The organism is candidate division WOR-3 bacterium, from assembly GCA_039801905.1.
Taxonomy (GTDB): Bacteria; Hydrothermota; Tepidihabitantia; order Tepidihabitantales; family JBDRVQ01; genus JBDRVQ01.
The window spans coordinates 48,652-64,127 of sequence record JBDRVQ010000002.1 but is presented as its reverse complement, the minus strand read 5'-3'; the positions used below and the strand labels follow the sequence as shown (position 1 = coordinate 64,127).

14 protein-coding genes are annotated in these 15,476 nt (G+C 42.5%); 6 read left to right on the top strand and 8 right to left on the bottom strand.

The annotated features are described in order from the left end of the window. The first annotated feature begins 217 nt into the window (after nt 1-217). The gene (locus tag ABIL00_00840) at nt 218-721 is read left to right on the top strand and encodes a DUF6653 family protein (GenBank protein ID MEO0109312.1); all 504 of its coding nucleotides are present in this window, start codon (nt 218-220) and stop codon (nt 719-721) included. Here ABIL00_00840 and ABIL00_00835 read toward each other — a convergent pair whose 3' ends face one another. The 6 genes from ABIL00_00835 to ABIL00_00810 form a co-directional block, all read right to left on the bottom strand. Continuing rightward, nucleotides 722-1,834 carry a hypothetical protein gene (locus ABIL00_00835; GenBank protein ID MEO0109311.1) on the bottom strand — a complete coding sequence of 371 codons (1,113 nt, stop codon included), beginning with the start codon at nt 1,832-1,834 and terminating at the stop codon, nt 722-724. It abuts the gene before it with no gap. Then, on the bottom strand, nt 1,831-2,904 hold the full coding sequence (locus ABIL00_00830; GenBank protein MEO0109310.1) for a hypothetical protein: 1,074 nt from the start codon (nt 2,902-2,904) through the stop codon (nt 1,831-1,833). Before ABIL00_00830 ends, ABIL00_00835 begins: the two co-directional genes overlap by 4 nt. Then, nucleotides 2,901-3,929: a phosphate acyltransferase PlsX gene (plsX, locus tag ABIL00_00825; protein ID MEO0109309.1), complete on the bottom strand. Its 1,029-nt coding sequence runs from the start codon at nt 3,927-3,929 to the stop codon at nt 2,901-2,903. The genes ABIL00_00830 and plsX overlap by 4 nt, the downstream gene beginning before the upstream one ends. A 22-nt stretch (nt 3,930-3,951) precedes the next feature. Next, on the bottom strand, nt 3,952-4,143 hold the full coding sequence (gene rpmF, locus ABIL00_00820; protein MEO0109308.1) for a 50S ribosomal protein L32: 192 nt from the start codon (nt 4,141-4,143) through the stop codon (nt 3,952-3,954). A 408-nt stretch (nt 4,144-4,551) separates the two neighbouring features. Next, complete coding sequence (locus ABIL00_00815; GenBank protein MEO0109307.1) at nt 4,552-5,061, bottom strand: T9SS type A sorting domain-containing protein; 510 nt, start codon at nt 5,059-5,061, stop codon at nt 4,552-4,554. Beyond that, entirely contained in the window at nt 5,054-7,372 is a 2,319-nt protein-coding gene (locus ABIL00_00810; GenBank protein ID MEO0109306.1) for a hypothetical protein, read from the bottom strand. The genes ABIL00_00815 and ABIL00_00810 overlap by 8 nt, the downstream gene beginning before the upstream one ends. 135 nt (nt 7,373-7,507) lie before the next feature. Here ABIL00_00810 and ABIL00_00805 point away from each other — a divergent pair, with 135 nt between their 5' ends. The 5 genes from ABIL00_00805 to mltG are packed head-to-tail and all read left to right on the top strand — an operon-like array spanning nt 7,508 to nt 12,585. Beyond that, nucleotides 7,508-8,524: an aspartate-semialdehyde dehydrogenase gene (locus ABIL00_00805; GenBank protein ID MEO0109305.1), complete on the top strand. Its 1,017-nt coding sequence runs from the start codon at nt 7,508-7,510 to the stop codon at nt 8,522-8,524. After that, the gene (locus tag ABIL00_00800; protein ID MEO0109304.1) at nt 8,521-8,754 is read left to right on the top strand and encodes a DUF2007 domain-containing protein; all 234 of its coding nucleotides are present in this window, start codon (nt 8,521-8,523) and stop codon (nt 8,752-8,754) included. The genes ABIL00_00805 and ABIL00_00800 overlap by 4 nt, the downstream gene beginning before the upstream one ends. Then, complete coding sequence (locus ABIL00_00795; GenBank protein ID MEO0109303.1) at nt 8,744-8,977, top strand: DUF2905 domain-containing protein; 234 nt, start codon at nt 8,744-8,746, stop codon at nt 8,975-8,977. Before ABIL00_00800 ends, ABIL00_00795 begins: the two co-directional genes overlap by 11 nt. A gap of 12 nt (nt 8,978-8,989) precedes the next feature. Continuing rightward, nucleotides 8,990-11,596, top strand: coding sequence for a pyruvate, phosphate dikinase (ppdK, locus tag ABIL00_00790; protein ID MEO0109302.1), 2,607 nt, complete (start codon nt 8,990-8,992; stop codon nt 11,594-11,596). After that, a complete protein-coding gene (gene mltG / locus ABIL00_00785; protein MEO0109301.1) occupies nt 11,593-12,585 on the top strand; it encodes an endolytic transglycosylase MltG in 993 nt (330 codons plus the stop codon). The genes ppdK and mltG overlap by 4 nt, the downstream gene beginning before the upstream one ends. Here the strand turns inward: mltG and ABIL00_00780 are convergent. Together ABIL00_00780 and ABIL00_00775 are read right to left on the bottom strand one after the other, a co-directional pair. Further along, on the bottom strand, nt 12,550-13,902 hold the full coding sequence (locus ABIL00_00780; protein ID MEO0109300.1) for a glycosyltransferase family 39 protein: 1,353 nt from the start codon (nt 13,900-13,902) through the stop codon (nt 12,550-12,552). The two genes, mltG and ABIL00_00780, sit on opposite strands and share 36 nt — an antisense overlap. A gap of 31 nt (nt 13,903-13,933) precedes the next feature. Continuing rightward, nucleotides 13,934-15,448 (bottom strand): hypothetical protein, encoded by a 1,515-nt coding sequence (locus ABIL00_00775; GenBank protein MEO0109299.1) that lies wholly within the window; start codon nt 15,446-15,448, stop codon nt 13,934-13,936. Nucleotides 15,449-15,476: the final 28 nt, after the last annotated feature.

Sequence of the window (15,476 nt, the reverse complement as noted above, 5' to 3'; positions counted from 1 at the left end):
ACGAGGCGAGACCTCGCCACCCCACTTCGCGGGTGGCGGGCGACTTAACTACAAGGGATTTCTCTGCGAATTGACCTTCGGAAATAAGTTCAGACATTCCTAAACATATCCCTTTTTCAATTGGTTGGGTAGTCTTTATTAAACAATTCACACTTTTTCCGAGTTTTCTCCTAATTATGTTTGACAATTGGGAAAAACTGATTATAAATTGGATGTGATGACGATAGAGGATAGGATAAGCAAGGTTTTTAAGTTTGATGAGGAGGTCTGGTTTAGACATACTAACCCTTTAAGTGTCTATTCTCGTTTTTCTGGGATACCACTCTTAGGAATAGCATTTTGGAGTCGGGTCTGGCTCGGGTGGTGGTCAGTTCTTCCAATCACTTTGGTCCTTTTCTGGTTGTGGCTCAATCCGAGAATTTTTCCAAAACCAAAAAGTACTAATAACTGGGCAGGAAAGGCGGTCTTGGGCGAAAGGGTTTGGATGAATCGGAAGAGAATACCGGTGCCAAATCAGCACCAGATTTTACCGAATATCCTCTCTTTAATTTCCCTATTGGGGATGATATTTTTTATTTGGGGTTTATACCAACTGATATTATGGCCAACAATTTTTGGAGGTTTTGTTTCTTTTTTTAGCAAGTTATGGTTTTGCGACCGAATGGTCTGGTTGTATGAAGATATGAAGCATTTGCCGGAATATAATAAATGGCTATATTAGTTAATAACCCCAGCGTCGTTCTCGTTTCTTCCAGGTTTCGTCGTATCGGGGGCTGAAAAGGATTTTAATCCCAAATTCTTTTAAGGCATCACCCCGGCGGTAAAAGGTTTCTAAATTGAGGTCAAAGAAACCAAACTTGGGAATTTTGATTGAGGTGCCAAAGTTTAAGGAACTTTCGCCAATCCTTTTTCCGGCTTTGGTTAAAAGATACCAGAAGTTTTCGCTGTATCCGAAGCGGAAAGGAATTTTCTCCTGCCAGTAATCGCTAAATCCCAAAGAGAAGAGAAAACCACTGGTAAAATTAGGGTCTACTTCACCATCTAATTTTATCTTTTTCCAGTTCTTAAAGTTGAGACCGAAGAGGAGGGAACGGTATTCGCTAAAATTGTAAGCGCTGCCGAAATTAAAAATTAGGGGCAGGCTAATCTTTTTTTCGGTAGTTTCTGAGGGAACGGATAGATAGCCAAGATACTTAATTGGCGAAAAGATTTCCAGTGCGCTACCCAATTGGAGAGGACCAATTCTACCTAAAAGGGAGAATTGGTAAGAGAAGCCTTGATATTGACCAAAGATGGTCTCTTGGGTGAGAGAAATCTCTTTGGTCTCAAAAGACCATTCCTCTTCACTACCTCCAAAGAGATATTGATAGGAAAAGCCAAGAGAGAAAAAATCTTTGTATCTCTTTCCTAAGGAGAGAGATACTGAATTTATTCCTCCTTTACCAATAATATGCCAATAGTAACCACCAGCAGTTTCAGAATAGATGTCAAAATCTTGAGAGAAGCGTCTTCTCAGCCCCAAACCAAGATTGGTCTGGTAAAAGGTTGGGATGGAGATTTTGACATAATCAATTTGGAAGTGATAAAGAAATCTTTTATCTTCTTTTTCTTGGGCAAAAAAGACCTGCTGGGTGATATTACCGATGGTAACTGTGCTATTAAATTTAAGGGGAAAGGAAGGATTTTCATAAGAGAAGATATAACTTTTACCAATAGAAGATTGGTAGGCATCATAAGAGAGGATTTCCTCTCCCAAACCCCGAGAAGAAAAGAAGGATTGGCCAAAGAGCCAATTCCCAAAAAGGAGAATAGTGAATAGCAATTTTCTCTTCATGGGAACCGGTCCTTAACCGGTGGGATATAGGTGAAGTTAATTCGGAAAGAGAGGGTATCCCTTTTTATTGTCAGATAAGAGGGGAATTGGTATTGGGGATAGAGGCTGAGATAGAGACCAAAGTTTTTCTCGGGTTCCTTTTGCCAGTTTTCCAAAAGGGTTTTTATCGGAATCCGGATGAGGGTATCATTGGGCAGGATAACTGTCTTTCGGGCAATTGGGATTTCGTAATACTCCGTCTTCTCCCTTCTGGACCAAAAGTTCTCTTTCAGTTGGAAAATAGCAATCTCTAAGGTGTCGCGGATAAAATAAGAAGAGGCGGGGTCTAAGAGAAGGGAGATTTCTCCTTCGGCAATTTTATTCTCTTTTCCTAAGGAGAAGGGGTAAGAGAGGTAGGTGCGAAAGACATAGCCGGAGCCAATGATAAAGGAATCAGGAATGGTGTCTAAGAAATTAGTAATGTAAGTGGCAAAAGAAGAGAGGAAGGTTCGGTTTTTATCACCGTAGGTAAAAATTAACTTTGCAGTTTTCTTAAATGAGGCAAAATTGAAATCTCGGTTCTCTTCCGGGATGAGGATGAAACCAGTGGTGGAAAGGATGGTATCTAAGAGGTTTAAGGGGACCTCTAAGGAAAATGAATCCTTTACTACTCTTCCTTCGGCGATTGGCAGGTTGAGAAAATCACCACCCGGATGAATCCATTGAATATCCGGAGCCGCCATCCGCCAGGTGGCATTCGCCGACCACTGGGTAGTTAAGGGATAAATCCGAAATTGGTAGGGGGTGGTATCCTGGGTATAAAGCCAAAGGGAAATTTTTGTGATATTCTCCCGAGCGGAGTCGTTTATGGGAAAAGAGAAGAGAACCCGACTCTCATATTTAGCATTTTTCCCCAGAAAGAGAAAGGAGGCATTGCCACAAGGATAAAAGATACCAAAAGATAAGGAATCGCGTGGGTTAAGGGTTTCTTGGAAGTGGGAAAGGTTTCCTCTTGCCATCTCCTCAAAGCCCACGGGTGATTTTTGACAAAATAGGAAGAAAAGAGTAGAAAAGAGGATTAGTCTTCTCATTCTTCGGTGGTTAAAGATTTCTCTTGGGCGAAGGAGTTTCTCAAATTTTCAATCACCTTCTCGCGATAGAATAGGGAAGCGGTATGGAGGGCGTTTTTAATCGCCTTTGGTCCGGAGCGACCATGGGAGATGACTACCACGCCGTTAACCCCCAATAATAAACCGCCTCCTTGTTCTTCATAATCAAGCCGGGAGACAAACTCTTGGAGGACCGGTTTTGCCAGCCAGCGGCGCATCCGGTATTTTGTCTCCGAAGAGAGATAATCTTTTATCCCCTTGGTTAAAATCTCCAAAAGCCCTTCGCCAAATTTGAGGATGATATTGCCAACAAACCCGTCGCAGACGATGACATCCGCCAGTCCCTTAAAAACATCACAACCTTCAATATTACCAATGAAGTTTAATTCCGATTCTTTTAACAGTTGGTAGGTATTTTGGATTAACTCGCTTCCTTTATTCTCTTCCCGGCCGACATTTAATAAACCAACCCGGGGATTGGGCTTATGGAAGAGATAAGCGGCGACGAGGGAAGCCATTTTCGCGAATTGGTAGAGATGAATTGGTTTTGGATCAGGATGGGCACCAACATCGGTCAATAAGGAATAACCACTCACCTGAGGGATTAATATGGCAACTGCTGGTCTTAGAACTCCTGGGATCCGACCGAGGACGGTTAAAGAATAGGCGATTAAAGCACCAGTATTTCCGGCACTAACTATGGCATCCACCGCTTTTGTTTTTAAGAGATAAACTGCTTTGGCTAAAGAGGAATCCGGTTTTTTCCGGAGGACCTCGGTTGGGGAATCATCCATCATAATTCTTTCTTGCGCGGGATAGATTTTAATTTTTGGATAATTCTGGAGAAATCTTTTTAAGATCTCTTCTCTTCCCACCAAAATTACTTCTAAATCCTTATCTTCCTCTAAGGCGAGAAGTGTTCCAGCCAATTCTGGTTCTGGGGCAAGGTCACTCCCCATCGCATCTAAGGCGACCTTCACTTTCTTATCAACCCCTTCCTGATTCATCGGGATAACGATTTATTAGATTTCACTTCTCTTCTTTTTTCTTTGCGACCATAACCTCCCTTCCCGCATACCAACCACAATGGGGGCAGATATGATGAGGAAGTTTCGGTTCATGGCAGTGGGGGCAACTGGTTAAGTTTGGTGGGTCTAATTTCCAGTGGGTTCGGCGTTTTCGCCCACGTGTCTTTGAATGTCTTCTCTTTGGTACTGGCATAATAACTCCTCTTTTTCTTAACCTTTATTCTATCAAACTATTAAAAAAAGTCAATCCGGAGATTAACTTTATTAAGCCCTCAGTTATTTTCTCAATTAGTCTCGCAATTAGACCTTCGGTTATTGTTCCAATTAGGGTTATCATTAGACCTTAGGTTAGACTCCCAATTAACCACCCAATTACCACCTCTATTAACCATTATATTATATCTTCTATTAGAGTCTCTATTATCCCCTTAATTAGACTTTCTATTATCCTTCTTATTAAACCCCTATTTAGACCCCGGATGCCATCCCCTGTATGCTACACCCCTTTTTATAAAAATAAACTCTCCCTTCTTTTGGAAACCAATCCTTATCCGCTTTTTAGTTTACTCTAATTATAAACTAATACTTATAATTTGTCAACCTATCTCATAAGGATAATCTTCCTTACTGCCTTATATCTTCCTGCTGAGAAGTTTAAGAAGTAGACTCCCCTTCCCAGTTTCTCTCCGGAGAAGGTAAAGGAATATATTCCTGGTTTCACCCTGGGAAAGGAGAGATTTCTTATCAGTTCTCCACAGGTATTGTAAATAATAATTGAGACATTCGTTTCTTCTGATAGGGAATAAGAGATTAGGGTATTTTTAGAGAATGGGTTTGGTCTTATCGGGAAGAGTTCCGTCTTTAAGGGAAGTTTTTGAGAAGAGATTTCCTTAATTCCAACAAGGGCGGTATCAATCACCCAGAAACCAATCTGGGCCACCTGGATAGCATTCTGGATAATACCAACTGCGGTTTGGGAAACTGAGACCTGGGCAGAGAGATTTCCGACGCTCATACTTGTTCCACCAGAACTTACCAAGTTCCAATCGCATTCGTATTGGGCATAGGTGAGAAGAAAGAAAAGGCTTAAAATAAGGGCTAACTTATTCACCTTTCATCCTCCTTTTCGTATCTTGATACCTGTTTCTCCCTGCTGCGGTTCGGAAATCAATGCCACTTGCCTTTCCTTCTCGCTCCAACTGCTCCATACAGCCAACAAGGAAGTCGTCATCAAGCATCCTTCCTTTAAGTTCACCAATCTTTGGTTGTTCAACGGGCATTAACCTTCTTATTGCCTCGGCTGAGATATCCTGCCGTTCACCGGTTACAAGCCAGTAGACTTTTGTTCTCGGCTTACCGCCAATGACAAAGACGTTGCCTTTAATATCTTCGGCAACATAGACATCAGAAGAGCCAACACCGGTCAACTGGATGTGTGGATTTCGGTTCAGGGCGGAGAAGTAATCAGGCAGTCTCACCTCCGCTCTGCCTGAGGCATCAAGGACAACACTGCCCCGATAGATATTGAGCATCTCCGGTCCTTCAATGAAGTAGTGGTTCAGGATTTTATTATATGGATCAAGGGGATGGTCAATGGTAAAACTTCCACCGGCTTTGGAAAGTGTGCCGCAGCGAAGTTGATTGGAGGCGGTTGCGGCCTGGCCATTAAAGGCAGCGGAGTTGCCATAAATAAAATAGACTACGGAGTGGGAATTGGTTGTGAAACTTGATGGACCGGCGGAAGTATCACAATATCCACCAGCAACTGTTGCGTAATCAATACTCGCCATATTTCCGTAGCCACCGCCAATTGTAGCAAGGTCGCCAGTTGCCCAATTTTTCCATCCGCCACCAATCGTCGCATAAGGACCATTGGCAAAATTCTCACTTCCGCCACCAATTGTGGCATAAACCCGAGGCGCGAGATTTTGATTTCCACCCCCAATTGTCGCATAGGAACTATCGGCAAAGTTCTCATACCCGCCGCCCACTGTCGAATAATTGACGCTGGCTCTATTTCCGCCGCCACCGCCAATTGTGACGTAGTTACCGTTTGCTATATTCCGGTCACCACCGGAAACCGTCGCGTAATTACCAAATGCCCGATTCCAAACACCACCGCTAACCGTTGAGTAATTGCCACTCGCAATATTCCCTCTTCCGCCAGCAATTGTTGCTAAATACCCGGTGGCGGTATCACCGAAGCCGCCGCTTACCGTTGTGTAATAGTTACTGGCGAAATTTTCTTGGCCACCACCAATTGTAGCGAGATTACCGCTTGCGACATTACCTATGCCCCCGCTCACTGTCGCTCCACTATTGAGTGTGGCGTTATTTCTACCGCCGCCAATAAATGTATAGATGCTCCTCGCGTTGTTATTATAACCACCCGCGACCACCGCTCCACTATCACCAAGCGCACTTCCTGCTACATTGTGATAGCCAGAAAGGGCACCTGCATATTTACCTTTTGCTGAGTCGCAATAACCACCAGCCACTGTGGCGTAGTCGGCGGTTGCGGTATTATTATAACCACCTGTAATGCTGGAAGAATAGCCACTCGCTCGGTTACTCACTCCACCACCAATCACGGCATAATCACCACTTGCCGTATTAAAATAACCGCCCCCAACCGTTGATTGAGCCATACTCGCTGTATTATAACCACCACCGCTAACTGTTGCCCAATTGCCGCTCGCCTTATTACTTATCCCACCGCCAACCGTGCAATAATAATAATTCTGCCCTGATGTTCCGGTAGTGCAACTAACCCCTAAGTTAGTATGGGTATACCGATAAGAACCGTAAAGCATATTATTAGAACCGCCACGGGCAATACCCAATCGCCTTATTGTGTAAAGGACCGAATCCGGTGTTCCTCTCACCCAAGCATTATCACCACCAACTTCATCGTTTCCCGGCGCCCAGGTTGTTCCGTTCCATTTTAAGACCTGTCCCGTAGAAGCACCCATCTGATTTAAGTAATTTGTGCTATCCGACTTTCTTGCGATATAAGAATAGGCGGAACTCACAATTCTAACTCTTGGCGTCATTGCCGGATTGGGATTGACCTGCATCTCTAAATATAAGTTGCCATCAAGGGGTAAAGAAGGGATTGGCGTGACACTACCTAAAAGGGTATGGAAGAGACCGGCTCGGGTCTGAATGGTCTGGGTTTCATTCCAGAAAGCAGTTCCCCCCGAAGGGACATTAAATAAGCGAAAGGTTACGGAATAGGAAGAGTCCCGAACGGGATTACCTATATTATCGGTAATTTTACCTTGATAGTTTAAGAGAAGGGGAATAGATATTTGGTCGGTCTCAGGCGTTTGGAGATTTATTGGTTGTTCGCTCGGAAGACTAATATCTTTTGCCCCGAAGGCAAGAAAAAATAAGAAAAATATAGAGAGAGATTTAAGCATTGCTACCTCCCTATTTTCCATAATTAAAATTATATGAAAAAAAATATTCGTTTGTCAAGGCAACTATTCGCGGTGAGTTCTGGTTAAATCTTATCACTAAGTTGAAAAATTTTAATTTTCCCTTATAATCTTTTGATGGCAGAGAAAATTTTGGTCTTGGGAGCAACTGGACTTGTCGGTCAAACTCTTTTACAGGTGATGGAGGAGAGGAATTTTCCTTCCTTTGGGAAAAATCCTGAGTTCTTTTTCTTTGCCAGTGAAAAAAGGGAAGGGGAGAGGATTTTTTTTCAAAATAAAGGATATGAGATTCAGGGGATGGATAAGGCATTAGATTTGGCAGAAAACGGTCTTGTCTTTTTTTGCGGCGAGGAAGATAAGGCGTTGGAATTGGTTCCCAAGTTAAAGGAGAAGGCAATCGTTATTGATAACTCCCCAGCGTTCCGTTTGGCACCGGATGTGCCTTTAATTGTTCCCGAGATTAATTCAGAAAGGATTAAAGAGCATAAGAATCTTATCGCCAATCCCAATTGCACAACTATCCAATTGGTCTTAGCCCTTTTCCCCCTCACTAAAATTTACCATTTAGAAAGAGTTATTCTTTCCTCTTACCAGTCAGTCTCCGGGGCAGGACGAGATGCCTTAGCGGAATTTTTTTATGAGACCGAATTTTTAGTGATGCGCCAGAAGATAGAAAAGGCAGAGGATTCGCCTTTCCCTTGTGTAATTGGGGACAATCTCATCCCTCAGATTGGAAATTTTGATGAGAAGGGAATGAGTCGGGAGGAGAGAAAGGTTCGGGAGGAGACGAGAAAGATTCTTGGACTTCCCGAATTAAAAATTTCTGCCACCTGTGTTCGGGTGCCAATCACGGTTGGGCATTCAATCTCCCTTTATTGTGAATTTCAAGAAGAGGTGAAGATGGAAGATATTTATCCCTGTTTAGAAAAAGAGGAATATCTCTTTCTCCACCGGGATGGCTATCCCACACCCGCGGATGTTCGGGGAAAGGATTTGGTTCATATCGGTCGGATCAGGGTTGATGAGGATAACCCAAAAGGGCTCCATCTTTGGGTGGTGGCGGATAATCTGAGACGGGGAGCCGCGACCAATGCGGTTCTCATCGCCGAGGAGGTAATAAAGCAGAATAGATGAAGGTTTTATACAAACCAAAGGATGAAAATGAAGCCATCTTTTTACAGCATCTTTTAGAAAGTAAGGGAATTAAAGTTTTTGTTAAGTCCTACCAAATCCCTTGGTATGATGGTTTGGCGATGGTGATGCGACCGGAATGGGGGGAAATTCAAGTGGCGGAAGAGGATTTTCCCGAAGCCGAAGAGATACTAAAAGATTTTCTCGCTCAGAAGATAAAAGATGGGGAATGATTTTTTAACGCCCGTGGCGAAATTTTTAATCTTCTTCGGCTTAATTTTCCTCATTTTTGGTTTGGCTCTATTTTTGCTTCCGAAAATTGGATTCTTTCGTTTGCCCGGGGATATCCTTTGGAAGAAGAAAAATTTTACCTTCTATTTTCCTTTGGTGACTTCTTTAATCCTTTCTCTCTTATTAACAATAATTTTAAATATAATCTTTAGAATTAAAAGATAAGAAGGAGCAGATATGAGGAAATGGGTCTATTTCTTAGAAGATAATTTAGAATTAAAAGGAGAAGAGATAAAAGAACTCCTTGGTGGTAAAGGGGCTGGCCTTTACCTTTTGGCAAAGGCTGGTTTCCGCGTTCCTCCCTTTTTTATTATCTCTCCCAAGGCTTCGGTCTATTATTTGGAAAAGGGAAAAATTCCGGATGGCTTAGAAGAAGAGGTAGAAGAGGGGATAGGGTATTTAGAAAAGAAGACGAATAAGAAATTTGGGAGTTTGGAAAATCCACTTCTCCTTTCGGTGCGCAGTGGTTCAAAATTTTCTATGCCGGGAATGATGGATACGATTCTTAACTTGGGGATTAACGATGAAATTTGCTCCGTCTTAGCCCAAAGGTCGGGAGAAGAATTTGCTTATCATCTCTATCAGCGTTTCCTTGAGATATTTTCTGATGTTGTCTTAGGGATAAAGCGGGAGAAGTTTTTAAGTTTGAATTTGGAAGGAAAAGAGGCGATTGCTCAGTATAAGAAGATTTTACGCGGGAAATTACCCCAAGACCCTTTCACTAATCTCTTCTCGGCAATTGTCGCGGTTTTTAAGTCTTGGAATAATCCCCGAGCCATAGAATACAGGCGAATCTATAAGATTCCTGATAATCTGGGAACTGCCGTCAATATCCAGGCGATGGTCTTTGGTAACTTAAACGACCGTTCTGGAACCGGTGTTGTTTTCAGCCGGGACCCAGCGACTGGGGAGAAAAAGATTTATGGGGAGTTTCTCTTGCGGGCGCAAGGGGAAGATTTGGTTGCCGGGATTAGAACCCCAGAGCCAATTGATAAACTGAGAGATTATTTGCCCAATGTCTATGAGGAATTAAAAAGGGAAGTAGGAAAAATTGAGCGGGAATTTCGGGATATGCAGGATATTGAGTTTACGATTGAGAATGAGGTTTTGTATTTTCTCCAGACCCGTTCCGCAAAGAGAAGTCCTCAGGCAAAATTGAAGGTAGTGGTGGATATGTTAAAGGATGGCCTTTTAGCCGAAGAAGAAGCGATTATGCGGATGACCGAGGAAGATATCATTTCGCTTCTTAATCCGGTCTTTGACCCAAAATTTAAATACCAACCCGTAACTACTGGGATTCCTGCTTCCCCGGGTTGTGCGGTTGGCGAGATTGTCCTTTCTTCGGAAGGGGCAATAAAAAAGGCAAAGGAAGGGGTTAAGGTTATTTTGGTTCGGGAGTTTACCAAGGCGGATGAGATTGCAGGAATGGAGAAGGCAAATGGGTTTTTAACGACTACTGGTGGTAAGACTTCGCACGCCGCGGTTGTTGCCCGGGGGATGGGAAAGCCCTGTATCGTTGGGGCGAATGGGATTAGAATTGATGAGAAGAGGAGAATGATTTATGTCCAAAATCCTAAGGAACCAAAAAAAGTCTGCAAGCGGAGGGAAGGGGAGGTGATTTCAATAAATGGTTCTACGGGAGAAATTGTTTTTGCGGAAGTTCCTTTGGTAGAGCCGGAGATGACCCAAGAGTTGAAAGATTTTTTATCCCTTTGCGACAAGTTCCGAAAATTGGGTGTCTGGGCGAATGCGGATAAGCCAAAAGAGGCAGCCCGGGCAAGAGATTTGGGTGCGGAAGGGATTGGTTTAGCCCGAACCGAACATATGTTTTTCCATCCGGACCGGATTAGATACTTCCAGATGATGATTTTAAGTGAGGATACTCGGGAACGAAAGAAATTTCTTGCCAAACTCCTTCCTTACCAAAGGAAAGATTTTGAAGGTCTTTTTAAGGCGATGGCCGGTTTACCGGTAACAATTAGAACTCTTGACCCACCCCTCCACGAATTTCTGCCCACTTCCTTAAATGAGGTTAAAAAATTGGCAAAGAAGATTGGTATTAAGCCAGATGTTATTTTCAAAAAAATAGCGGAACTAAAAGAAGAGAATCCGATGATGGGCTTTCGGGGTTGTCGGTTGGGAATTGCCTATCCGGAGATAACCGAGATGCAAGCCCGAGCGATATTTTTAGCCGCTTGTCGATTAAAAAAGAAAGGAATTTCGGTTTTGCCAGAAATTATGATACCGCTAACCATCACCGAAGAAGAGTTGAAAAATCAGAGGGCAATTATTGAAAAGGTGGCCGAGGAGGTATTTAAGAAAACTAAAGTTCGGGTGGAATATAAAGTTGGGACAATGGTTGAAACACCAAGGGCTTGTCTCACCATTAAGACAATCGCCCAGTATGCTGATTTCTTCTCCTTCGGGACAAACGATTTGACCCAGATGGTATTTGGGTTTTCCCGCGATGACTATCCCCGGTTTCTTCCTTACTATTTAGAAAAGAAGATTCTTTCTTCTGACCCATTCATCACCTTGGATAAAAATGGCTTGGGAAGATTGATAGAAATGGCGGTAAAGGAGGCGAGGGAGGTGAGGAAAGATTTTAAGATTGGCATCTGCGGTCAGCACGGGGGCGACCCAAGGAGTATTGAATTTTGCCACCAAATCGGGTTTACTTATGTCAGTTGCGATACCCCATTAGTGCCGATTGCTCGTTTAGCGGCCGCCCAAGCTCGAATTAAGGAAGAAAAAGGGGAAGTCGGTATTGATTTGACCCGGTGAGGGAACTAAAAAAACCGTTCCTCATTCTCCTTTTTCTCACTTTTCTCTTTCTGAGTCTCCATTACATCTTTTTCACCGGGATTCCCTCTCCCGCAGAATGGACTCCTTTAATTATCCCCTACGAGACACCAACCAAAAAAATTGGCGAGATTTTAAAAGAGAAGGGGATAATTGAGAATAAATTTCTTTTTCTCTTCGCCACAAAACTCTTCGGTGGAGAAAGGAAAATGAAGGGTGGGAAATATCTTCTGCCAAAAGGGATTTCAGAATTTTTTGCCTACCGAATCTTAAAAAAGGGGGGAAAGGAAAGGGTAACGATTACTATCCCTGAAGGTTGGACAAAAGAAAAGATTGGTGAGGTCTTAGAGAAAGAAGGGGTGGTGAAGAAAGATTCTTTCCTTTTAGCGGCAACGGATTCGGCTTTTCTCAGAGTTTTGGGTATCCCTTTTCCCCAAGCCGAAGGTTTTCTTTTCCCCAATACCTACGAATTTAATATCCCTTCTTCTCCCTACTCAATAATGGAGAAGATGGTGGGGCATTTTTTTAAGGTGTATAAAAGCCTCCGGGAGTCCATTCCCTCTCCTTTTAGTGATTCTCTGGTAATCATCCTTGCTTCCCTTGTGGAAAAGGAGGCGGTTCTGGATAGCGAAAGGCCGATAATTGCTGGGGTCTTTTTAAATCGGTTAAAGAAAAGGATGAAGTTAGAATCCTGTCCCACTGTTGAATATGCCCTCTCTTTACATAAAGAAAGGTTAAATAGCATTGACTTGACAATTGATTCTCCCTATAACACCTATCTCCATTACGGTTTACCACCAACACCAATTTGTAATCCGGGGAAGAAATCTTTAATGGCGGTTCTTCGTCCGGCAAAGACTGATTATCTCTTTTTTTTCGCCGCGGGTGACGGTCGGCATATCTTTTCTAAAACCTTCTTGGAACATCAAAAGAAATTAAATAGGATTAAACTCTCTCTTCCGGAAGAATGATGCGACACCTAAATAGAGGAAAGGAAGAGAGGGGAGACGGAACCGACCATCCGGCAGGGGGGAAGAGATAAAGAGGAAATAAAGCATTAGTAAAAAGAGAAGAAGAATAGAGTAACGGGTTTCTAAGCGAAAGAGGGAGAGAAGAAATAAGAAAAGTCCGATTAAAATAATTGCTATCTCCCAGCTCCCCAAAATGAAGATTAAGCCTTTTAAGAAGGGAGGTAATGTGGTATCGGAAAGGGATTGTCGGACTTTGCCATTTTTTTCTTTATGCCGAATGAGCCTTAAGACCAAATCATCCGACTTGATGCCTAATAAGGGCAAAAACATCCCTTTGAGGTGGATGAGCGTGTAGCGGGGAAGATGGAGGAGGATCCTCTTTTTAGCGTAGCGACCGGCGATTTGGGAAAGGACAAATGGATTAGTATCTTTCATCTCTTCTTTAACCCTTCGCCAAACCTCTTCCTTGGCATCGTAGAAGTTAACACCCATCAACTTCATCTCCAGGGCGGGAAGGTTATGATAAAGGAGATTGTAGCCGTCAATGGAGGTGAAAGCGAATGTTTTGTAGTAACGATAATTTCTCGCCATCCAGATGAAGGTGAGAAGAGAAAAAGCGATGAGAAACTTAATTGCCGATTTAACCTTTTTTGAGAATAAAAGGAAGAAAAATACCGGAAGAAAGATATATAAGGCAATGGGCTTGGTCAGAGCGGCAAGAGAAAAGGCGATTCCGGAAAAGAAAAATTGATTTCGGAAGAGAAGAAATGTGCCGAGAATGAGAAAGAAGAGGAGTAAGGTCTCACTCATTACCAGACTGTTGAATAAGATGTTTGGGATATCAATCGCTAAGAGAAAAGCAGAGATTAGTCCCCCTTCTTCGCCAAACAGGTCTTTACCGATGAAAAAGAGGAAAAGGACGGAAATCGTTCCGATAAGGATTTGGAAAAAGAGAAAAAGAGGGATGCGGGTGGCTTCTGTATCGCCAGAAGGTTTTAGAAAATTGGCAAAAAGGGGATGAAAGGCAAAACGACCGAAGAGGGCGATAAAAGTGGGATAGAGAGGAGTGCGAAAGGTATTGGGAAGTTCCGCCCAGGTGAATCGGTGTTGGTTGGCGAGGTTTTTCGCCAAGACTAAAAATTCTTGAGAATCAAAAGGAGGAATCATTTGTTTAAAATATTCCGCCTCTTCGGGAATCTCCTCCCCGACGTAGTAGGTGTAGGTGTAGTTCTGATTGAAGATAAAAAATAAGAAACGGAGGGAAAAGGCTAAAATTAGAAGGTAGCGGAGCCGCCAAATTTCTTTCCGCTTACCCATAAGGTTCATCTTATGACCAATTTCTAAAAAGTCAACGGACTTTTTGGTAGAGTCTTAAACCATTTTCTTTTTTGACCAAAGAAAAGTGATTAAGAATGGTTTTTTGGTATTCCTCATCTTGCCAGAATAAGAAGAGAAAGTATTTACCTTGGTAGTATTTTTGGAAAATTGGGCAGAAGGGGGTAAGGGTATCGGTTAGAAGGAGGTTGTCGCAAAATTCCCAAGGTTTTTCCATAACCTTTAAGATAAATTCTCCGTCATAGGGGTCAAATAACTGCTCGGGAGTTAAACGGAGAGCAAAGGAAATAGTCTGAAATTCTTGATTAAAGGGGATTAAAAGATGAGCGGATGTTAAATCCATATTGGAAAAGAGGTTACGAAAGGTTTTTAAGTAATAATTCACCTTTTGATAATTTACATCCAAATCGGGAAGGTTTATTTTATGTTGGTAATGATTTTTCCCAACCTTTAACACGGAATAATTTTCTTTTAAGGTTGGTAAGTAAAGGATAAAGATGATTAAGGGCAGGAAGCGAATTACCTTAAATTTTTTAAGGAGGGCGAGATTAGTAATTTCTCGGCAGAAAAGAAAACTGGATAAAAGTATGCCCGCGAAGGAGAGAAGGAAGAAACGGGCATAACCGAGGCTGATATTTTGGTAGGCAAGAAAGAGATGGGTAAAGAATGGAGTAATGAGGAGCAAAAGAGGAAGGAGGAGGTGAAACTTTCTTTTAATGCTTAAAAAGGCGATGCCCAAGAGGGAAAAGAAGGGTAGAATACCGAATAATTCTTTTAGGATACTTAAATTAAAATACACCACTTTTCTTAAAGATTGGGCATAGATAAGTTTTCCCGCAGTATCTTTTGTTACAGGATGACGAAAAAAGAAGAGAGGGTCGGCGAAGAGTAGTTGATTCCAAATAAGCCAAAAAAAGATTCCGGAAAAGAGAAAGAGGACAGTCGGTATTATTTTTCGCCAATTTCCCTTTTTCCTAAGGATGAGAAAGGGAAGGATGAGAAACGGAATGGGATAAAATTCGTAACGGGTTAGGGTACCGAGGACTACACCAATCCCTAATCTTCCCATCCCTCTCCCATCTTTTAGAAATTGGTGGAGGTGATAGGTAGTAAAAAGAAGGAGAAAAATAGCAAGGATTTCGGTCATAGGGGTGACGGTGGCGATAAGAAGATAAGGGTGGAGGATAAAGAGAAGGGAAGCAAAGATATTTTCGGGGAAAGGGAGAAAACTTAAAATCAGGAAGACGGTAAAAAATAAAAGGATACTGCCCAAGATGGTCCCGGCAAATCCGGTAAAATAGAGTTGATTTGAGAAAATAAAGGGAATAAGGGAAATATGGTAAAGGGGTAACCAAACTGTTCCTAAGTTTTTAATTCCGGAATTTTCTCCATTGTCAATTACATTCTTGGCGATGTAGAGATGGGATAAGGCATCAAGGCAGGAAGCGGTTGTTTGATAAGTGTCGTAGATGAAAAAGGCAAGGGTTAGAGGCAAAACTAAGGATGAGATTAAAATCCCAATCTTCAACCATTTTTCGATCACCTTAGAATTTTCT